At 42.8% G+C, this 24,490-nt stretch carries 1 protein-coding gene and 5 pseudogenes; all 6 read right to left on the bottom strand.

What is annotated here, in order from left to right:
• Positions 1-3 precede the first annotated feature (3 nt).
• Positions 4-3,609: pseudogene (locus ACZ5R4_RS18340) on the bottom strand (SDR family NAD(P)-dependent oxidoreductase); the annotation flags it as partial.
• An 816-nt stretch (positions 3,610-4,425) separates the two neighbouring features.
• Positions 4,426-6,573 (bottom strand): annotated as a pseudogene (locus ACZ5R4_RS18335) (beta-ketoacyl synthase N-terminal-like domain-containing protein); the annotation flags it as partial.
• A 90-nt stretch (positions 6,574-6,663) separates the two neighbouring features.
• Positions 6,664-6,894: pseudogene (locus tag ACZ5R4_RS18330) on the bottom strand (phosphopantetheine-binding protein); the annotation flags it as partial.
• Positions 6,895-6,999: 105 nt separating this feature from the next.
• Positions 7,000-21,696 (bottom strand): SDR family NAD(P)-dependent oxidoreductase, encoded by a 14,697-nt coding sequence (locus ACZ5R4_RS18325; protein ID WP_464367765.1) that lies wholly within the window; start codon positions 21,694-21,696, stop codon positions 7,000-7,002.
• Between the two features lie 14 nt (positions 21,697-21,710).
• Positions 21,711-22,646 (bottom strand): annotated as a pseudogene (locus tag ACZ5R4_RS18320) (polyketide synthase dehydratase domain-containing protein); the annotation flags it as partial.
• A gap of 207 nt (positions 22,647-22,853) precedes the next feature.
• Positions 22,854-24,434 (bottom strand): annotated as a pseudogene (locus tag ACZ5R4_RS18315) (type I polyketide synthase); the annotation flags it as partial.
• Positions 24,435-24,490: the final 56 nt, after the last annotated feature.

The raw sequence follows: 24,490 nt of genomic DNA, 5'->3' as shown, positions 1-24,490 counted from the left end.
CCCTTAATCCTTTACTTCACTTGGTTTATGTTCCTGTACCACTAGATGCGCATTGGTTCCACTATGGCCAAACGAGTTAATCGCAGCGAGCAAGGGTTTCCCTTGCTTGGAAACCCATGTCTCTGTTTCTGTGTTAATGTAAAAAGGAGAACGATGTAAGTCAATTAGCGGATTTAAGGTTTTAAAATTAATTAGCCTAGGAATTTGACGTTGAGTAATGGATAACAGTACTCGTATTAAACCGATGACACCCGCTGCCGCACCAGTATGACCGATAGAAGACTTGGTACTGCCTATGGCGCAATAATGCTCTTTCGTCGTATATCTTTTAAAGGCACGGATAAGTGCATTTACCTCAATTGGATCACCCAATTTTGTTCCTGTCCCATGTGCTTCGACATAGGAAATATCATTTGGATCAATTTCGTACTTTTTATATATATCCATTAACAATCGTTCTTGCGCTAAACCATTTGGGGCAGTAATCCCATTGCTAGCACCATCCTGATTTATTCCCGATCCAACAATGACACCATAAATAGGGTCACCGTCTATTTCGGCCTGGTGAAGCGGTTTTAATACAACAATACCTACCCCCTCTGATAAAACAGTACCATCTGCTTTTTCATCAAAAGTAAAACATTTCCCTGTCGGAGATATCATATCTATCCCTGACAATGCTACAAGCGAAGAGGTGTCCAAGTTAGCATAAACGCCACCAGCAATTGCCAGATCAGTCTCCCCCTTACGTAAGCTTTCACAGGCGAGATGAATAGCTGTGGCTGAAGAGGAACAGCCAGTATTCACGACCATTGCCGGTCCCATTAGGTTTAAGTAATAGGATAGACGGGAGGCAACAATTGCATCTGACGAACCTGTAAAGGATTCATGATAATAATTTGCTGGCTCTGCCCCAATAAATACCCCAACAGGTGCTTCTGACAATTTTTTAGGATTATATCCTGCATCCTCCAATGCCTTCCAGCTTTCTTGTAGTATAAGCTTTTGGTGAGGACTCATCGATGCTGCCTCCCGGGGTGTAATATTAAAAAAGAGTGGATCAAATGCATTCTTTTCCGTTAAAACCCCACCCCATTTACTGTAAGTTTTCCCTGACTGTTTTACCTTATCGAAATACTGTCCTTGATCGAGATAATTAGGGGGGAGTTCATGTACACCATCATGCCCATTTTTGAGGTTTTCCCAAAAGGTAACCAAATCTGGTGCATCAGGAAACTGGCCAGTCATTCCTACTACAGCGATAGCCTGCGCGTTATCTTTTACCATTTTTGTTTCAATTTTTTGACTATTTTGAAGAGGAATCGATGGATTTCTCTGTGACAATTCTTGCCTAGAGTCATCCTCAGATGAATGTCCTTGATCATTATCCAGTTGACTTAATATATGATCATGATATAAATCCGCAATATAGTCTGTTAGACGTTGAACCGATGTATAGTCAAATAAAATCGCACTGTTTAAATCAATTTTGAAAAACTCATTTAACTGGTTAATAAAGGCTACGCCTAGGATGGAGTCCACCCCATATTCAGAAAAGGCAACTTCCGGTGAAATTCGATCACGGTTCACCTTAAGAGCGATGGCTAGCTGCTCTATCATGATACCTTTTACATAGTCTGTGATCTTTTTATCGGAAGGATTCACCTTGGTATCCGCTTTGGGGACGACTGAGTAGTCTTCCGTGACCACATGCTCTACTTCCCTTTTTACTTCTTGTGGTGCAGGTAGTCTAATCCAACCATCACTTTCTGCTACAATAATCCGCTGACCATTTTTAGGGCCATGCTCTCCTAAGAAAGTTACTTGTTTAAATCCTTCCTCCTCCATTACCCTTTGCCAGGTTGGGGGATCAATCAATGGAGACCCGTCTATTCGCAAATCGTCATCTTTGAAAAGCCACCAGCCATCCAATAGACCAAAGGTCACCGTGGCAAATAGATTCTTTTGGGTCATTTCATTTAAAAGGATCAATCCATTTGGTTTTAGAACCGATTTCACCTGTTTAAGGGTTTCTTTGATTGATTGAGTGGCATGAAGTACATTGCTTGCAATTACGATATCATAAGAACCTGCTTCAATCCCTTGCGTAGACAACGGTTGCTCCACATTCCAGGTTTGAAAAGTCAAATTGGAATAAGCTTCGCCATACTGCTCTTCTGCAAATAAAAGAAATGACTTAGAAATATCCGTATAGACATAATCTATATGATTGGAGTAAGGCTTGATTCGCTTTAAGACAGTAGCACTCGTTCCTCCAGTTCCTGCTCCTGCTTCAATAATTCGAATGCGCTTCTGGGGATGCTTAGCGACCCTTTCCTTAATATACATCTCCATAACATCTGCCAATATAGAATTAAAATAATCAGAAATGGCATTTTCTTTATAGATGCCCTCCACGTTTTGAATGGAAGAATTCGCAAAAAGCACATCTGTAGCTAAAATCCGACCTTCTAAGATGTCAGGTAGCTTTCTAAGACAGGAATCCAACAGTTTTATCTGAACCTTCCAATCTTGATCTTCACTATATTCAGAAACCGTTTTCTGCCAATCCTGCCATATTATATCCTCTGACTTTATATCTGCTACTGTTGACACTTGATCTTCCTTATAATGAATATAACCATGACCCTCTAAGATACGTAAACACTCGGACAGCCAGCTATGATATTTTGTCTTGATATTACTTTTGTTGTATATATCCTTAATGTTAACGGTTGTTCCTCTTGGTGGAAGACCAAGAGGACAGAGCTGTACAAATAGTAAGGCTGCCACTCTCGCTTCCATCTGAGTTACCAGCCCTTCTTCAATCGCGCCTTGATAAACTCTATCTGGCCATTGTAAAAATGAATGAAGCATAGGTTCCGTCGTCGGACGATAAATCGCCACTTTACCTGATTTTACCTTCATCATTTCCTTTACAGCAGAGGTAGGTCTTAGACATAGATTTTGCTCTAACAGACCTTTGGTAAGAAGGTTTACACTTTGGACAAAACAGTCAAACCCTTCCCGGTCTTCCAATGAACTAGTGTGATTTTCCAAAGACGTGCCTGCAACTGACGAATTCCAAAAACCCCAATTAATTGTACCGACCGGAAACCTTGATCGATGTTTTAGGCTACGCACCCAGGTATCTGCAAATGTCACTCCTGTCGCATAAGCAGAAAACTGTGAAGCACCCGAGAACGAATAGGCCTGTCCTGAAGAAAAATAAAGCATAAAATCAAGCTCTTCATCCACGAAAGCCGAATAAAAGGATAATCCCCCTATCGTTTTCACATTAAGAATATTCATAAACTCCGCTTCTGTTGTCTGACGAATTGTATTTTCGAAGGAAAATACTACCCCCGAGAAGATTGCACCATGTATAACGTGAAATTGCTCTTTAATCCTGTTTACTGCCATCTTCATTTGCTCTTCATCCGTCACATCTGCTTGAATATAAGACAGTGAATCTTGAAAAGGCTCCATTTTCTGCTGGATTACTTGATCCTTCTCTGGCGTTCTTCCAATCCAAATGACGTGAGCTTCATAGTCAGCAATTAAATAGCGGGTAATAATCCGACCGATGGTACCACTTCCACCAACTATTACATAAATCCCTTTGTTCCTAATTCCGTTCGTTTCAAGGTGTCTCCTATCATCCATTTCATAAAAGACTTGATGATAACGCCTTCCATCGTCTAACTTAATTACTTCACCACGATGTGAAGGTGGTTCACTGACAACCTTTTTGATGACATCTTCTTTTACCTCTTGGATATCTTTAGTAGAAAGATCTAGGTTACGTATCCTTAGCCGATGATCACCCTGTGCCGCGGAATAAACAAGCCCAGTAATGCCTCCACCATAAGGACTAACTGGGTGTTTGCTTAACGTATAGTTATCCGTAGTCACTATATAAAAGTCGATCGGCTTATTCATCGGTTGACTGTCATTTAACTCTTTCAACAGACGTAATAGCTGTACCTCATTACGGACCTGGCTTTGTTTTATTTTTTGGGGTTCAAGTCGATCCTCTTTATCGGCATGTTCCGCAAGAAAAAAAAGACGATCTATTGACCCACAATCAGCGAGACAGTAATGGAAAGCTGATTCATCATAAATGTCGCATTCCCATTGATCTGAGGCGTGTTGCTGAGTGATGTCGCCCAGACAGATTTGTACAATATGTGGCCTAGTAATCCCCATATGGTAATAGTCAATTATTGCCTCTTTTAAAGTAGCTGCTGATTTCTCATAAACAATGACAACCTGTTGATCAGGTGGTCTTTCACTAGGGACTACTTGCGCCTCTTCCCAAACCGGCAAATACATACATCCATTCAAAGAAGATGATGGTTGCTTCTGATTAGAAGTTTGCTTTGAATTTAGGGTGACATCAGGTTGTTCTACTTCCTTTCCAACATCTGAAAACCAACATTTTTGCCGATTAAAAGGATATGTAGGTAAGCTGATACGACGAGGAGTACCATCGCGATAAAGCATATTCCAATCAATCTCGAGGCCTTTCACCCACATTTCCAACAATTTCTCATATTTTCCTTTTGTTAACCAATTACCTATAATGACCTTCATCTCATCATCCGATGATATCGTCGATAACACTGCTTTTCCTGCCTGGGCTGTTCCATGAAATACTTCATTGTTTTCTTCTCCAGCCAGAAATGCCGTTAATTTCTTCTTAAGTTTTTCTATGGAATCAGCAGTTAAAGCTAGTCTCTCTTCCATTGCCTCTCTACCAATCTGTAGTGTATAGGCCACATCCATTAAATGGCGTTCATCAAAAGATTCCATCGTTTCCACCAGGCGTTCAACCCTCTGCCTGAGTGCGGAGGGATCTTTAGCAGAGAGAACAATAATGGCAGGGTGAGCATGCTCATGATGCTCCATTATTTTGTCTGGATTAAATTCCTCTACCACTACATGCGCATTGGAACCACCAGCCCCAAAAGCGGAAATGCCCGCACGTCTTGGATACTTTTTTTCCTCCCCTTCCACATTAATTACTGGTCTTTCCCAATTTTCTAAGGTTTGTTGTACTTTAAAAGGTGTATGATCAAAATCAATGTGCGGATTTAAGACTTCGGTATGTAAGGAAGGGACCCGCTTCTTATATTTCATTTGTAGTAACACTTTGGTTAATCCAGCAATCCCTGCTGCCCCTTCGCAATGACCGATATTCGATTTTACCGAGCCAATCGAGCAAAACTGTCGATCACTGGTATAGTTATCGAAAGCTTTTTTTAGACCAGTAATTTCAATCGGATCACCTAGGACTGTTCCCGTGCCATGGGCTTCGAGATAAGTGATGGTTCGTGGATCAATATTCCCTTGCCTTAAAGCTCGTTCTATTACTTTTGTCTGGGCATTTGGATTAGGAACAGTATAGCCATTAGTCTTACCACCGTGGTTAACTGCTGTTCCTTTGATCACACCATAAATATTATCTTTATCGCGAATCGCCTCGGCCAAGGGTTTTAATAAGACTGCCCCTACACCCTCACCGGGAACATAGCCATCTCCATCCTTTCCAAAACTCTGGCACCGACCATTACTTGATGCAAAATTTCCTTGGCCAAGCAATAGATACTTATTGGGGTGAATGGAGAGATTAACTCCTCCAGCAATTGCCAGTTCACATTCCCCACTTTTGATGCTCTGACAGGCAAGGTGCAATGATGTTAAGGACGATGAACACATGGTATTAACTACCAAACTTGGCCCTGTAAGGTTGAAAAAATAGGAGACCCGATTAGCGATCGCTGATAGATTACTCCCTAGAGCAAGGGCATTTCCCTTAGCTTGCTCCTCGGAACCATACAACGGATATTCCTCATACATTGCGCCTACAAATACCCCAACCGCATCAGCAGTATGTAAGCCTTCTTTGGAATAGCCAGCGTCTTCCAATGTTTCATAAACACATTCTAGGAATAGGCGTTCCTGTGGATCAAGTACTTCTGCCTCTCTTGGGGAAATATTAAAAAAGAGCGGATCAAATTGATCTACTCCCTCGATAAATCCACCCCATTTACTGTTGACTTTACCCGGTTTATGCTTGTCCTCATCAAAATACAATTGATGATCCCATCGATTTGGGCTGATCTCGGTGATACTGTCTATTCCTTCTTCAAGATTCTCCCAAAATTGCGCAATGTTATTCGCACCTGGATATCGACCGGCTAACCCAATGATGGCAATCCCATCTTTTTGTTCCGAAGAGACCGTTTCGGACTTATCGTTTTTCGGTTCCTTTCGTTTCTTTGAAAAAAGTGACGGCTGCAAGTCATCTTGTCTTACAGCCGAATTCTCCTCGATTCCGTAAAGCTTGGCCAATATTTGCGAATGGGAGTTTACTAGATAGTTAGCCAATTCACGAATCGTTTGATATTCAAAAAATAGTGTCTTAGATAACGGTCCAAAATGTTCCTCTAGTTTTCTAGTTAGTTTCATAATCATAACGGAATCAATGCCATAATTCTCTATGGGCGCATTGGAATCTAATCGATCCACAGGTATTTCTAATACAGCAGATAAGCGCTTTTTAAGATAGTCAAGCGCAATCAACTCAAGCTGATCCGTTTTTGATTTTAAATTAGGACTGCTTTGTATCTTATCCACATGCTGTGATATATACTCTGCCAGCTCTTTTAGAGTGCCCTTTGCCATAATTTGAGCAGGTGTTAGCTCTATACGGTATTGCTGAAAGAGGCGTTCGGTTAATTGCTTAAGCAATACCTGATCTAATCCCAGCTCTAACCATTCTGCATCTTCACTAATAAGGGTTGTCTCTAGACTGAGTAGATCTACCAGGATTTGCTGCAATTCTTGCAGTATTTCAACCTTGGGACTAGATGAAAAGATTTTAGACATTCTTTTAACGGCCTCTTCCTTGTTAATGGTATTATTTTTAATTTGCTGGTATAAAGACTTAACCGTATCATTCATATGCTTCACCTCTTACCAAATAGTTTATGCCTAACGGTGGAATTGGAGCAGTTCAATAAACTGGTTCTCTGTCAGTTCGTTACTAGTAATCTGCTCTATCAAATTCAGATAGAACTTATCATCATTCTTCGTTTCTTCCCACTCCCCTACAAAATGACACAACTTATCACGATCACCTGCAAGCACCATCACTTGTTGATAAGGAGTGGACAATGCTTGATAAAAGGCACGAATGCCCGAATTTGGCGTTAATGCGACCATACCTGTTTCTTTCCACTGTCTCTTCTGTTCGGATGTAACTTTCATACCACCATCTTCCCATAGTGGCCAGTTAATCGAGATGGTACGTCCTTTTCTTCTATCGTTTTCGACAAGGGAGTGACGATAGTATGCATATTGATCCACAAAAGCATTGGCGGTGGCATAATCAGCTTGTCCGATGTTCCCCATCACACTTGCAATGGATGAAAAGATCACAAAGAAATCCAGGTGGCAATCCTTGCTAGCTTCATCCAGATTCACGGTACCCAATACTTTAGGGGCCAACACTTTGGAAACCTGTGCTTCTGATTTTTGGATGAAGAATTGATCATCAGTTACACCAGCACCATGAATAATTCCACTAAGATCTCCATATTCCGCTTTTATATCCACAATACAATGCTCAACAGCTTGCAAATCTGTCACATCAAGCATACAATAGCTTACCTCTAACTCGCTATCTTGGAATTCATTTAGCCATTGTTGCATATCCATAGTAGGCTGGGAACGCCCTACAAGAATAATAGCACCCTGACGAACATGTTGTGCTATCTCTTGGACCATGGTTTTGGCAATTTCTCCATTTCCACCGGTAATCAGATATACTCCCCTTTCTTGCCATGGCAGTGATGCTTTCCTTTCCGAGGATGGTACCTCTTTCCAAGTCAATACGTGCCGTTTATCGCTCTCTTGATAGGCAACCTGTGGTGTCGTCATTAACTGTCGATTAGCATGAAGAATACTTCGTATATGTTCACTTTTCATCTCATCATTTAAAACCACGCACTGTCCCACAATATTTGGATTTTCTAAATGTGCGGTTTGCAACAACGCTCCAAGTGCCTTACCAAAGGATTTTTCCGACTGGTTAAATAGAAGAATTTGAACAGGCACAATATTGGTCGGTTTTTTCTTCAGGACTCCTTGTATAATATGAAATGCCTGTAAGGCATCTTGGACAAATTGTTTTGCCAGATCAGATTTGTCACGATCATAAGGAATTACATGACACTCTTCATCTAATAATTGGTCGTTTATTTCCTTTGCTTTTTTTGGGTCTGCCCCATAAATAATCACATGACCGTTCTCCTCTTTAAAGGAGTGCTTTGTGGATAGGTCTTCGTTTTCCTCCCAATCCGGATAAAAGAGTATCATATCTTGTACTGGCTCTTTTTTTAATGTTAAACCTTTAATGAGTAGAACACAGTCACCCCTATGATCACAAACATCTATATCCACTTTGATTATGCCCTTACCACTATTCCTTTGGCGAACAAAAGCCCATTGTGATTCTAGACAGTCTCCAATGAGTAACAATTCATCCATAGCAAATGGTAATGACAAACCCTGTCCCGCCTCTGATAAGGTCAATCCAACGGCAGATTGTATAGCTACATCCAGTAAACAAGGATGTAAAGTGTACGCATCCTGTTTATTTTCCATGCATGCAGGCAAATGGATTTTGGCCAACGCTTGCCTCTCTCCCATATAGATCTTTTCAACACCTTGAAAATGAGGACCATATACAATTCCCATCGATTGAAAAGCCTGATAGCAATCCTCACCTGTCCATATCCGCTGTTGGCATTGTTCCTGTAGCTCGTATAAGTCCAAACGATGTGTCTCCTGACTAAAAGAATTTAGCTCTATTTTCCCATCACAATAAATGTTATCTTCCCCATCCATCTGCTGATAGATAGAATAGGTCATCGATTGATCATCTTGTGGGGAAATGCCAATAGTTAAGGGAGATTGTACGTCTTGTTTTCTAATAGGTTTAGCCCACATGACATCTTTTAGACACACCTCGCCATTACCTTGCACATTCTTCATAGACTTAGCTACAAAGCTGGCCATCTCTAAGAAAACAACACCTGGTAATACACCAATGCCATCAATGATATGATCTTGAAAATAAAATTCCTTTTCCTGTAGCATCACGCTATACTTAAGGCCCTTAACATCAGAGATATTTTGATAAACGAATGGATCCATTCTATTATTCTGATAGGTATCCCGTTTTTCTTCTATCCAGTAACGCTCTCTTGCAAAAGGATAAGTCGGCAAACTAATACGTGACGGTTTTTCATGCTGATAGAGGAAGTTCCAATTAATCGTTGATCCGTTAACCCATGCCTCCATTAAAGAACGATATTCCCCAATTTCTATCCATTGAGTAATTGATTCTTCTGGGGTAATAGAGGAACCACCATGAGCCGCACAACTTCCAGCTATCCAATCATGTTTCTCTTCCTGATGTATAAAAGAATCAAGTTGTTTACGCAAATCCTCAATAGAACTAACTGCAAATGCCAGCCTCTCTTCCATTTCCTCACGTCCTGTTTGCAACGTAAAAGCGATATTGCCCAAATGACCATCTGTATATGCATGCTGCTCGATAGCATTGACTAACCGCCTTGCCTGTTCCGTTAACTGTTCTTCTGTTTTGGCAGACAAGACAATAATTACCGGATGATTTGGTGTTATAGACATGTTGTCATTCTGGGCGTTGCGCGGAATATATTCCTCAATTAACAGGTGGGCATTCGCTCCTCCAGCACCAAAGGAGGAAATACCAGCTCGTCTAGGGGATTCTTGCATTTTTCCATCCTTATAAATGACTGGTTTCTCCCAATTCGCTAGTTTCTGTTGAACCATAAAAGGCGATCTTTTAAAGTCAATATCAGTATTAAGATCCTCAGCATGAAGGGAAGGAACTAATTGACGGTGCTTCATTTGTAATAGCACTTTCGTTAAACCTGCAATCCCAGCCGCACTCTCACTATGCCCAATATTAGACTTAACGGAACCAATCGCACAAAACTGACGATCATCTGTGTACTTTTCGAAGGCAGTGGTTAAGCCATGAATTTCAATGGGATCTCCAAGGGCTGTTCCCGTACCATGTGCTTCGATATAGCTGATAGTACGCGGATCCAAGTTAGCTCTTTTTAATGCCTCCATGACCAGCTGTGCTTGAGATTTTGGATTAGGTACGGTATATCCATTGGTTTTCCCTCCTGCATTAATCATACTGCCCTTAATGACTCCATAGATATGATCACCATCCGCTTCAGCTTGATCCAATGGTTTTAAAACAACTGCACCTATTCCTTCACCATCTACAATCCCATCCGCCTTTTGACTAAAAGGCCGACTTGTGGATCCAGGGGACAGCATAGTCATTGCGGACAGCTTAAGAAAATGATCTGGATGAACAATTAAATTAACACCTCCAGCTATAGCGCAGGTGCTGATACCACTATAAAGGCTCTCCAGCGCTAGATGAATAGCTGTTAATGAGGAAGAACAGGCTGAGTCAATCGCTAGACTAGGTCCTTGGAAATTCATCATATAAGATACTCTGTTGGCTATCGACCAATAACTCGCACCAGAAGGATAATGACCATTCATTGCTCCAACAAATACTCCTATTTTTCGGTCTTTACTAAGATTTGCCGGCGTATAACCTGCATCTGAGATACTTTCATAGCAAGCTTCCAAGAACACCCTTTCTTGAGGGTCCATTCGCTTAGCCTCTGCAGGTGAAAGATGAAAGAAATAGGGATCAAATTGATCAATACCTTCAATAAAACCACCCCATTTAGTATACATATAATCATCTTTTCCAGGCTCCTTGTCATAATACTTGCGCCAATCCCACCGCTCCTTTGGAATTTTAGTAATAGCTTGTTTACCTGATCTTAACAACTGCCAATATTCATCGATATTACTCGCCTTTGGATAGCGTCCGGCGATGCCAATAATGGCAACATCGAAAAGAGGTGTTCCAGATTTAGCCTCTTGCCTCTCGACGTGTCGTAAACTATCATGTTGACGTCTCAATCTTCTTTTTACTTTGCGTGGTGGTGAGGAAGCCTTATGAATCGGTCGGTCTACTGTTTCAGCTATTGTCAATAAGTCTTTCACCTGCTGCGAATAATTTTTAATTAAATAGTCGGCTAGTTCATCCAAAGTTTGATACTCAAATAATAGCGTGCTACTGATATCTGCAAAATTTTTTCGTAAAGCACTGGTCAATTGAGTGACCAAAATAGAGTCAAACCCATACCTCTCCAAAGCCTCTCTACTATCAATCTGTTCGGATGATAGATGTAAAATATCCCCGACTAAACGTTTAATATATGCCACACAGGCACTATGCAATGTGTCTTCCATCTTGGTAGACTGTGTGGAAGACACTGGTACTTGCTTTTGTCGAGACTCCACACGTTTCGGTTGTTCATCGATCGGTTTATTTTTCCTTATCACGCCATTGCTTTCTGCTAGAATTATATGTTGCTGCCCATTGACAAGGGAGGGAACCATCGTACGAAAACCTTCTGACGCTAAGATTCTTTTCCACTGATCCACTGTAACTAGTGGGGACCCCGGAATTCGCAATATACCATCCTCGTATAACCACCATCCATCCAACAAACCAAAGGTAAAATGATTAAATAATGTTCGGGCCGTGGTTTCTGTTAATAAGAGTAATCCATTCTTTTTTAACAACGCCTTCGTATTTCGTAATGTCTCCCTCAGTACCGGGGTGGCATGGAGGACATTACTGGCAATAACTACGTCATATTTCCCAAGCTCCATCCTTTGATCCTCAAGGGGTTTGGTTACATCAAACAACCGATAATTAATCCGCTTATTCCAGTCACCAAAGTACTTTTCAGCCGATAACAAAAACGCCTTCGAAATATCTGTGTAAGCATACTCATCAATAATCTCAGCATATGGCTTAATTTGCTTTAATATTTCTTCAGTACTTCCACCTGTTCCTGCTCCAATTTCTAGGATCCGGACGGGCTTATTATTCTGATGGAGCTGTCTCTGTTGAAGATAGTTTACCAAAATGGCAGCAAGGTTCTGATTATAGTAATCTGCAATTGCATTTTGCTTATATATCCCTTCCACTAATTCAATGGAAGAATTAGGGAACAAAATATCTGTTGCCGTAACTTTTCCTATTAATATATCAGGTATATTCTCCAAGGCAGTCTCTATTAAGGTGAGATGGGAATGTATAGCTAGCTCAGCGCTCCAAATCCGCTTAAAATGATGCCACTCCTGCCAGCTTGCCTTGTTATCAACCGAGTTCGCTACAACTGAATAGACTTGATCCTCCCTCGAGAGGTATTTGTACTCCTCAAAGAGAGTCGCAGTTTCTTCCATCCATCGACCATAATTAGGTTGAAGCCCTCGGGTTAAATCTGTCAAACTACCCTGCTCGTCCTGAAACCATCCAGCCTTTTGTAGCTGACTCCACAACAATTTCACCAACAGGGGCTGAACTTGATCCATACGGTGAATAATTTCCATAACGGCTTTTCCTTCTTTTTCTCCCAACTTAGGCACCGTAGATAGGAGACTATCCATACAAGGTATAATCTCCTCCTGGAATATAGAGAGAATCTCAGTTGTTTCTTTTTTCTGCTCCTGCCAAGGACGGAGGGTATGAATATAAGCTAGTTGTGGAAGAGGGTGTGACAGCAAAAAGTCCAGTGCAGCCATTCCCTCTGGTCCTTCAATTGAACCAATTCCAGCTTGAGTCATTTTGTTCTGATATTTTTCTTCCGCTACTGCACCGACACTCCCCCAATAACCCCAGTTCATAATCTTCACTGGACAAGACCATTCCCTCTCCATCGCTAAAGCAAACGCATCCTTAAAGTTGCAACCTGTTGCATAATTACTTTGTCCAGCTGCGGTTGCAAAAGATTGAATGGAGGAGAAGAACAGCACAAAATCAAGGGATTCATCGGCAAATACTTGGGCCATTCGAACACTGACATTTACCTTGGCAGTTAATGCCTCTCGAAAAGTTTCTTCGTCCATCTTTACGAGTGCCTGATCTCTTAAGACAATGGCTGAATGAATCACACCCTGTATCTCTCCATATTTCTGCTTAATTTGTTGATATGCTTTTTCCAGTGATTGTTTATTAGAAGCATCAGCTGTAATATATTTAGGAGCCGGACCAATGGTAGCTAATCGATTGATTTTGGTACGAATTGCTTCATCTTCTTCCCTCCTACCAATCCATATCACCCTCGCCTGATAGTGACGAATAACATGCTCACTCCAGACTTCGCCAATGCCGCCTGCTCCTCCAATTACTACATAAAGGCCACCTTTTTTGTAAGGAGCTTTGGGTACTACGGTTTGCTCAATCTGAATTAAGCGCTGATGGTACCAGGCCTCTTCTCGGTAAGCCAGCGTTTTATGTGGTAGACTTTGTATATTGGTAAGGGGCTGAAAATTATCTCCCTCTTCTAAGTCCAATAGGCGAATTAGCCAACCTGGATATTCATTTGCTAATGAACCTGCCAAGCCGTATAAAGCGGAAAGATTAGGCTGAATTGGCTCATGGGGATGAATCTGTTGCGCCCTTACTGTCACTATCGTCCATTTCAATTCTTTCGGTCCATAGTCCAATAAAAGTAATGCCTTAATCACCTTAAACATGGCCATCACCGTTTGTTCTTGATCAGAAATTAACGCATCATCTGTTACCAACGATACTGGTAGTTCCGGCATGCACCAGATTAACTCAGTCATATCAATTGGTTTAAATTTGGCCATAATTCCTTTAATGGTAGTCTCAGCATCAAAATATAACACATGGGCTTGTGGGTATTGTTGTGCGACAAAGGCTGTTTTCTTATCTGCCTTTTGACCAATAATAACAACAGGGTGTTTTGATGAATTTGCTTTCTGTTCACTATTGTATTGAATTCGTTCCCAGACTGGTGTAAGCATAAGGTGACCTGGTGATCTATTCGGTTCCGCCTCTTCTGTCATAACGCGGGTGATCAGACCATTTATCGTTAGACAAAGATGTCCCTCCTTATCACAAAGGACAATGGTCAGCTGGTCATCAGTCTCCCGACGAATCCATGCCCACATGGCTTCTTTCGTCTCCCTATAGATGGTCGCTTCCTCCATCGCAACGGGCACGGATGTTTGAAGCTGGGTGAAGTCTGCCTCAAGTCCTATGGCTGCCTGAATGGCTGCATCCACCATTCCCGGATGAAGTCCTTCCTCCACCCATGGAGAAGAAAGCATAAGCTGAGCCAGCACCTCTTCCTTTCCTATATATAGTTTTTCGATGCCTCGATGGCTTTCGCCATACTGAATGCCAATGTTAGTAAAGGCTGTATACACGTCTTCCTTGTCTAGCACTTTGTCTCCACAGGTTTGCTTTATTTTTGAAATATCCACTGGTGGCGAAGCTACCTCTGTGATGAGCTCCGCGCTTCCTTCACTATAGACTACTTCTTCCCCTTCCTCCGATTCCCGATAGACCTCGAAATGGATAGTCTGGTCCTTTTCCACCATTAATCCCATATGTATCTCTACCGGTACTTCTCCGACAATGAGGGGACGTAGCCAGCTTATCTGCCGGAGGCAGAGTCCTTCTTCCTCCAGCCGCCCGCCAACTGCCTGAGAAACAGCTGCTCGCACCATTTCCAAATAGGCGCTTCCTGACAACATCCGCTCTCCTTTGACCACATGATCGGATAGAAAAGGTTCTTCCCCTGTGAAACGCGCTGTAAACCGCTGTTCATAGAAGTCCGATGTATTTCGATGCAAGAGGGGATGAATAACTTCCGTTATTCCCTTCTGCTCTTTCACTGGTAGCCAATACCGCTCGCGCGTAAAAGGATAAGTTGGCAGACTGATTCGTCGTGGCTTAACCTTGCGGTATAATCGGTCCCAATCAACCGGCATTCCCCTTACCCACAGCTTTAGGAGTTTGTCATATTTGCCCTTTTGCTGCCAAGTCTCTAGGATCGCCCCCATATCCTCATCTGCCAGAACCGCCATGGCCGCTTTATGTGCTTTCACTTCTCCTCGATAATAATCGGTCCTATCCGATTTTGGGGAGATAATATCGGTCAATTTGGTCTGAAGATCAGCCACAGAAGTTACCACCACTGCCAACCGTTCATCCATTGCTTCTCGACCTACTTGTAACGTATAGGCAATATCCCCTAGTTCCTGATCGGTCCAGCCTTCTTCGGTGATGACGGAAAGCAATTGCTTCGCCTGCTCCAACAGCTGTCCTTCACTTTGGGCGGAAAGAACGATTAAATATGGGCCTGGATAAACATTCGTTGTCTCTTTTTCCACTTCTGGTTTATATTCTTCAATTACCACATGGGCATTGGCGCCACCGGCACCAAAGGAGGAAATACCTGCCCGTCGCGGACGCTCGGAGGGCTGTTTCCATTCAGCTAATGTTTGTTGTACCGCAAAAGGAGTCGAGGCAAAATCAATATGCTGATTTAAGACCTCCGAATGAAGGGATGGCACGAATTGTCCATATTTCAGCTGAAGGAGGATTTTACTGATTCCCGCAATCCCAGCAGCACTCTCTGCATGTCCAATATTGGATTTCACTGACCCTATGGCACAATACTGGTGTTCTTGGGTATAGGCCTCAAAGGCCTTCGTTAATCCGGCAATTTCTATCGGGTCACCAAGAGCGGTCCCTGTACCATGAGCTTCAATGTAGTCTATAGTCTGGGGATCAATCTTTGCCTCCCGCAATGCGTGTTGAATCACCTCTGTCTGAGCATTAGGATTAGGAACCGTATAACCATGGGTCTTCCCTCCATGATTAACCGCCGTTCCTTTGATCACACCATAGATATGGTCGCCATCCTCTACTGCTTGAGTGAAAGGTTTTAAGAGAACTGCTCCTACGCCTTCACCAGGGACGTAACCGTCCCCTCCTTCGCCAAAGCTTTCACAACGTCCCTTGCTTGATAAAAATTCCCCCTGATTTAAGGCGATATACTTATTAGGATGAATGGAGATATTCACTCCTCCTGCAATGGCCGCTTCACAACTGCCCTGTTGTATGTGCTGGCAGGCTAAATGGATCGCCGTTAAAGAGGAAGAACACATGGTATCCACCGCCATACTCGGGCCATGAAAATTACAAAAGTAGGAGACCCGGTTCGCTATCGAGGCAGCGTTCCCGTTAACCGCCACCGGTCGGCCCTTCAGCTGCTCTTGTGCTCCATATAATTGGTACTCTTCATACATTACGCCGACAAATACCCCCACCTTCCCAGCATCTCCTTGTCCTTGGCCAAGCGTTTGGCGGGTATATCCAGCATCCTGCAGCGTTTCATACACACATTCTAAAAAGAGGCGCTCCTGTGGATCCATCCGTTCTGCTTCTCGTGGGGAAATATGAAAAAACAACGGATCAAATCGGTCAACATCCTGGAGGAAACCCCCCCACATCTCTCCGTTTTTCGGCGTTTGCCAAAGATCTAAGCGTTCCTCTGGCACGGGGGTCACACAGTCTTTTCCAGCTTTTAAGTTAGCCCAGAACTCCTGCATATTACGAGCACCTGGATAACGCCCTGCCAAACCGACAATGGCAATATCAGATGAAGAGGTGGAGGTCGTCCGAAAGCTTTTCGGTCGCCTGCGCGAACGCCTCTGATGTTTTTCTGTGACCACTGGTGGGGAAGCAGGCTTAGGCTGACTGTCGCCCAAGACTTTTGTCAATGCCTCCCGATGATGTTGAAGGAAATAGCCTGTTAGTTCCTCCAGCGTTTTATATTCAAAGAACAAGGTTTTAGGTAATGGACCGAAGAATTCTTCTAACTGCTGAGTTAGTTTTAATACCACCACTGAATCCATACCATATGTCATAAAATCAGCATCCGATTCTATTTGCTCTGTAGGTAACTTTAATCCCGCTGAAAGAAAGCTTTTAATATAATCCGTCGCCTTCTCAGTCATCGAATCTTGATCTGGTGTCAAATTAATTACTGACATATCATCTACTTGAGGAGCTTTTTGAATAGGAAGACGAGAAAGCATCTCCTGAAATCGACTACGCTCTCCTGCCATAACCATTATTTGTGAATAGGGGAGGGTAAGTCCTTCATAGAATGCCTTCATCCCCCGAGTGGTCTCCATCGCGACCATTCCAGTACTTTTGCGCATCATATCTTCCGTTTCCGAATCGAGGTGCATACCACCATCCTGCCATAACGGCCAATTAAAGGAGATAGTGCGCCCTTGTCGTTTCTTTTCTTCTACTAGTCGTTGGCGATAGTGAGCATAAGCATCCATAAACGCACTCGCCCCCGCATAATCCGACTGTCCTACATTTCCCATCCCACCTGCTAATGATGAGAAGATAATAAAGAAGTCAAGCGGGCAATCTTGGCAAGCTAGATCTAGATTGACCAATCCATGGGTTTTAGGAGCCATCACTTCCAAGAATTGTGAGGGAGACTTTTTAATAATAAAGTTATCCCTAATAATACCTGCACTGTGAATGACACCATGGAGCTGACCATATACTTTCAGAATATCCTCTACGAAGTGTTTCACTGCTAAGCGGTCGGTCACATCTATCTGACGATAGACCACCTGCATCCCCATTGCCGTTAATGCTTGAATGTTTACCTCCTTTTTCTTATCCATAGGGGAACGACCTGTAAGAATTAACGTACTTTTTGAAGTATGTCGCGCTATTTCTTTAGCAAATAGGAGTCCCAAACCTCCCATACCCCCTGTTATTAAATATACTCCTCCCTCTTTCCAAGGAAGAACAGATGATTTGGAGGTTGTCTCTAGAACTTGCCAATTGGCGATATAACGTTTTCCATTCTCATAGCGAATATTGTCTGGATGAGAAGAAAGTGCATTCTCCTTTAACTTCTCTGCAACCTCTTTCGCTGACTTATTCGTCTCCACAGCGATCATTTGCCCAATCATATGCGGATTTTCAAGATGCGCTGTCTGAAGAATTGCCCACAACCCATCATATAGTTCCTTTTCTTGAAGTGGAATAACCACTTGAACCAATATTTTCTGTTTATGGTCTGCTTTCATCATTTGCTGTAAAACTTCAAATAGCTGAAGAGCATGTTGTTGGAAGCGTTCACTATGATAACCTTTAATCGTCTGTAGTTCTATACATTTTCCCTTTTCCAGAAATTGCGGTAAATGATCCGAAGAAAGGTCTGCCATACCACAAAGGATGATCTTGTGTTCATCATAACTTGCAGCCGTTGCTTTCACTGACTGCTCTTGCCATTGTGGATGAAGTAAAAGATGGTCAATGGAGTCCTCGATACTAGGAACCCCCATTACTTCAACTGCTAGACCTTTGATTTCAAGACAAGGATGTCCCTCCTTATCACAAAGGACAATGGTCAGCTGGCCATCAGTCTCCCGACGAATCCATGCCCACATGGCTTCTTTCGTCTCCCTATAGATGGTCGCTTCCTCCATCGCAACGGGCACGGATGTTTGAAGCTGGGTGAAGTCTGCCTCAAGTCCTATGGCTGCCTGAATGGCTGCATCCACCATTCCCGGATGAAGTCCTTCCTCCACCCATGGAGAAGAAAGCATAAGCTGAGCCAGCACCTCTTCCTTTCCTATATATAGTTTTTCGATGCCTCGATGGCTTTCGCCATACTGAATGCCAATGTTAGTAAAGGCTGTATACACGTCTTCCTTGTCTAGCACTTTGTCTCCACAGGTTTGCTTTATTTTTGAAATATCCACTGGTGGCGAAGCTACCTCTGTGATGAGCTCCGCGCTTCCTTCACTATAGACTACTTCTTCCCCTTCCTCCGATTCCCGATAGACCTCGAAATGGATAGTCTGGTTCTTTTCCACCATTAATCCCATATGTATCTCTACCGGTACTTCTCCGACAATGAGGGGACGTAGCCAGCTTATCTGCCGGAGGCAGAGTCCTTCTTCCTCCAGCCGCCCGCCAACTGCCTGAGAAACAGCTGCTCGCACCATTTCCAAATAGGCGCTTCCTGACAACATCCGCTCTCCTTTGACCACATGATCGGATAGAAAAGGTTCTTCCCCTGTGAAACGCGCTGTAAACCGCTGTTCATAGAAGTCCGATGTATTTCGATGCAAGAGGGGATGAATAACTTCCGTTATTCCCTTCTGCTCTTTCACTGGTAGCCAATACCGCTCGCGCGTAAAAGGATAAGTTGGCAGACTGATTCGTCGTGGCTTAACCTTGCGGTATAATCGGTCCCAATCAACCGGCATTCCCCTTACCCACAGCTTTAGGAGTTTGTCATATTTGCCCTTTTGCTGCCAAGTCTCTAGGATCGCCCCCATATCCTCATCTGCCAGAACCGCCATGGCCGCTTTATGTGCTTTCACTTCTCCTCGATAATAATCGGTCCTATCCGATTTTGGGGAGATAATATCGGTCAATTTGGTCTGAAGATCAGCCACAGAAGTTACCACCACTGCCAACCGTTCATCCATTGCTTCTCGACCTACTTGTAACGTATAGGCAATATCCCCTAGTTCCTGATCGGTCCAGCCTTCTTCGGTGATGACGGAAAGCAATTGCTTCGCCTGCTCCAACAGCTGTCCTTCACTTTGGGCGGAAAGAACGATTAAATATGGGCCTGGATAAACATTCGTTGTCTCTTTTTCCACTTCTGGTTTATATTCTTCAATTACCACATGGGCATTGGCGCCACCGGCACCAAAGGAGGAAATACCTGCCCGTCGCGGACGCTCGGAGGGCTGTTTCCATTCAGCTAATGTTTGTTGTACCGCAAAAGGAGTCGAGGCAAAATCAATATGCTGATTTAAGACCTCCGAATGAAGGGATGGCACGAATTGTCCATATTTCAGCTGAAGGAGGATTTTACTGATTCCCGCAATCCCAGCAGCACTCTCTGCATGTCCAATATTGGATTTCACTGACCCTATGGCACAATACTGGTGTTCTTGGGTATAGGCCTCAAAGGCCTTCGTTAATCCGGCAATTTCTATCGGGTCACCAAGAGCGGTCCCTGTACCATGAGCTTCAATGTAGTCTATAGTCTGGGGATCAATCTTTGCCTCCCGCAATGCGTGTTGAATCACCTCTGTCTGAGCATTAGGATTAGGAACCGTATAACCATGGGTCTTCCCTCCATGATTAACCGCCGTTCCTTTGATCACACCATAGATATGGTCGCCATCCTCTACTGCTTGAGTGAAAGGTTTTAAGAGAACTGCTCCTACGCCTTCACCAGGGACGTAACCGTCCCCTCCTTCGCCAAAGCTTTCACAACGTCCCTTGCTTGATAAAAATTCCCCCTGATTTAAGGCGATATACTTATTAGGATGAATGGAGATATTCACTCCTCCTGCAATGGCCGCTTCACAACTGCCCTGTTGTATGTGCTGGCAAGCTAAATGGATCGCCGTTAAAGAGGAAGAACACATGGTATCCACCGCCATACTCGGGCCATGAAAATTACAAAAGTAGGAGACCCGGTTCGCTATCGAGGCAGCGTTCCCGTTAACCGCCACCGGTCGGCCCTTCAGCTGCTCTTGTGCTCCATATAATTGGTACTCTTCATACATTACGCCGACAAATACCCCCACCTTCCCAGCATCTCCTTGTCCTTGGCCAAGCGTTTGGCGGGTATATCCAGCATCCTGCAGCGTTTCATACACACATTCTAAAAAGAGGCGCTCCTGTGGATCCATCCGTTCTGCTTCTCGTGGGGAAATATGAAAAAACAACGGATCAAATCGGTCAACATCCTGGAGGAAACCCCCCCACATCTCTCCGTTTTTCGGCGTTTGCCAAAGATCTAAGCGTTCCTCTGGCACGGGGGTCACACAGTCTTTTCCAGCTTTTAAGTTAGCCCAGAACTCCTGCATATTACGAGCACCTGGATAACGCCCTGCCAAACCGACAATGGCAATATCAGATGAAGAGGTGGACGTCGTCCGTAAGCTTTTCGGTCGCCTGCGCGAACGCCTCTGATGTTTTTCTGTGACCACTGGTGGGGAAGCAGGCTTAGGCTGACTGTCGCCCAAGACTTTTGTCAATGCCTCCCGATGATGTTGAAGGAAATAGCCTGTTAGTTCCTCCAGCGTTTTATATTCAAAGAACAAGGTTTTAGGTAATGGACCGAAGAATTCTTCTAGCTGCTGGTTCAGTTTTAATACCATAATGGAGTTAATACCATACTTCTCTAAGTCCATATCATGAGCTATTTCTTCTGCATTAACCTTAAACAACAAGGAGAGGTTCTCTTTTAAATAGTCAATCGTTTTTTCCCATAAACGCGAATTTTCTTTAGAAGGTTTGGTTGACTGCACAAACTGTACAAGATCATAAAGCGTACTCTTCTCTGCAAAATCCAAAGTGGTTAACTCTAACCCAAATTTGTTATTTAACCGATCTGCTAATTGGGTTAACTTTAAAGGATCAAATCCATTTTCACTCAAAGGGACATCATGATGAATCTCTTTGGCATCAATAGCCAACACTTCTGCAGCTATTTTTTTTAATTCCAACAATAGATCACTAGTTTCAGAGTCTCTCTCCTTATGTTGGTACAACTGTTTAAATTGCTTAGAAGCTTCTTCTGGTCTAATCTCTTTTTCTTTTAATTGTCGATAGATATGTCTCCACTTTTCATCCATTTTTTTCCTCCCCCTTATCTTGAAGTCATTAGAATTTTCTCAACATCTTCTTCCGATAATTCTCCTTTCCAAATTCTCTCGGAAAGTTGACGATAAAAAGCCTCTTGTGCCATTAAACCAGCAGTCTGTCTTGTTTCAAAACCTAAGATACGTACACATACCATGCCATCCTCATCATATACATCGATATCGAACAGTTGATCATTTTCATTACGCTGGATATGTACCCACACCTGGTTGGGACAGGGTTGATAAATAAAGATAGCTTTAAGCCTAAAAGGCAGCCTATCTAATGGAGCTTTTAATACAATAGTAAAACCTGCGGTCGCTTGGAAAACAGCATCCAACAATCCCGGATTAAGGTAACACTCGCTACCAATAGACTCTGGTGGTACTGTTAACTTCGCGATGGTCTGATTCTTGTGGAGATAAAGACATTCTATTCCACGATGGGAAGGACCATAATTTAGACCAGCTGCACGAAAAGATGGATAAATTTGCTCTGATGAAAGGATATTCCAAGGATATTGAGACTTTATTTTTTCAAGGTTTTCCCTTTTAGGATGCTTTAACTTAGATACCTTCATCATACCTTGAGCATGTGTTATAGCTGTTTGATCATCAAAATAATCTGATCCGCTGTAAATATCATATTCTACTAATCCATCCTCTTTTGATATCAAGGCAATATGTACCTCTACTTGCTCATCATCGACCACTAAAGGTTCCATCCATATATGCTCTTGTAAATAAATAGAAGTTGTACCTTCTTCTAAAGTACTCGCAATCTCTCGATCTATCCCCTGCTCAAGGGCAGCTCTCGCCATTTCCAAATATACCGATCCAGGGAGCATCTTCTTCCCCTGCACGTGGTGATCGGCTAAATAGGGTTCTTGTCCAGTCATAATCGTTGTAAACCTTTGAGTCGACAGATCAGATGTATTACGATGAACTAAAGGGTGTAGTGAAGTTTTACTTAGTGTAGGTATACTTTGTTTAGGAAGCCAGTAGTGTTCCTTAGCAAAGGGATAGCCTGGTAAACGAAGGCGCCGAGGACGATCCTCTTTGTAGAGTATCTGCCAATCTATCATTTGACCTGCTAACCAATGTGAGATAAGTGTTTCAGGATCAGCTTGTCGAGGAGTATCTTTCATACTCTTCCTCTTTTTTACATAGCTCGTGTATAATCCTTTAGGTTGCTCATCATGGAGATATGCTGCTAACATATCAATAGCTGTACGTTTATCATTCATCCAAAACGCAAGACGATAAACCATTGCCTCCCGACTGGTTTGTAGAGTAAAGCACATATCGGTGAGATTAACATTTTCTTGTAATTCTAACCATTCTTTCATGATGCCTGCATATTCTTTAAGTTGTTTTTCTGTTTTGGCAGATAAAACAAATAAGGTAGGCCTACTGTCGTCGATAATCGGTTTTGACCCTCTTTCATTCTTTGTTTCATAAGCCTCTATTACCAAATGAGCATTGGTACCACTAAATCCAAATGAACTAACACAAGCCCGTCTTGGTGAATTCGCATCCCAAGGGCGTGTTTGTGTATTTACATAAAAAGGGGAGGTATTAAAATCAAAGTGTTCATTAGGTTCTTTAAAGTGAAGAGTAGGCACCAATTTCTTATTCTGCATACATAACAGTACCTTCTGTATGCTTGCTACACCAGCAGCTGCAGATGTATGGCCAATATTAGATTTAACGGAACCAATCGCGCAATATTGCTTTTTATCGGTTTTTTCCTGAAAGACAGTTGATAACGCTTTAAGTTCTATAGGATCACCCAATTGAGTACCCGTCCCGTGCATTTCTGCATAACTAATAGTAGATGGGTCAATATTGTACTTTTGGTAAATACTACGTTCTAAATCTATTTGGCTTTTTACACTAGGGGCAGTTAAACCATTTGTTTTTCCATCTTGATTACTTCCAAATCCTATAATCACGCCATATATTAAGTCATTATCTGCCTCAGCATCCTGTAAACGTTTTAACACCAGAGTACCAACGCCTTCACCAGGAACCATGCCATCACTAGATTGATCAAAAGCCTTGCACCGCCCCTCTGGTGAGAGCATTTGTGTCGCGCACATTTCAATATAAGGCTTAGGGGTGAGGTACAATGTTACCCCACCAGCAAGAGCCATATCAATTTCTCGATTAAGTAACGCCTCGCAAGCAAGGTTAATTGCTACCAAGGAAGACGAGCAGGCAGTATCAATAGAAAGGGCCGGACCTTTTAAATTAAGAAAATAGGCAATACGCGCCGATGCAATGGAAGCATAATTACCAGTCATATCAGTTAAACCATATTGCTGTTCACATAACATTCGATAATATTCATTTGCCATAATTCCTAGGTATACCCCACAATTCTGACCATTCAATGACTCTGGCGTATAACCAGCATCCACAAAAGCCTGATAGCCCTCCTGAAGAAAGAGGCGTTGTTGTGGATCCATGGTTTCCGCTTCTGAAGGGGCTATATTGAAAAACCGGGGGTCAAAGCTGGCAACATCATCTATCATCCCTAACCACTTACTATATATTTTCCCCTCATCACTAGGGTAAGGTTGATAGTATGAGGCAACATCCCAACGAAAGGAAGGAATTTCGCGAATGGAATCACGACCTGCTACAAGGTTTGACCAATAGGCGTTGAGATTATCGGCATCTGGATATTTTCCAGACATTCCAACGATGGCAACAGCTTCTCGATGATTATTGCTAGCCATATGATTTTTTAATTGATTTTTTGCCTCTTTGGATGAAATCTTTC

It is taken from the genome of Gracilibacillus sp. JCM 18860 (assembly GCF_055395245.1).
The sequence above is the reverse complement of the archived record's forward strand: the minus strand, read 5'-3'. Positions and strand labels throughout refer to the sequence as shown.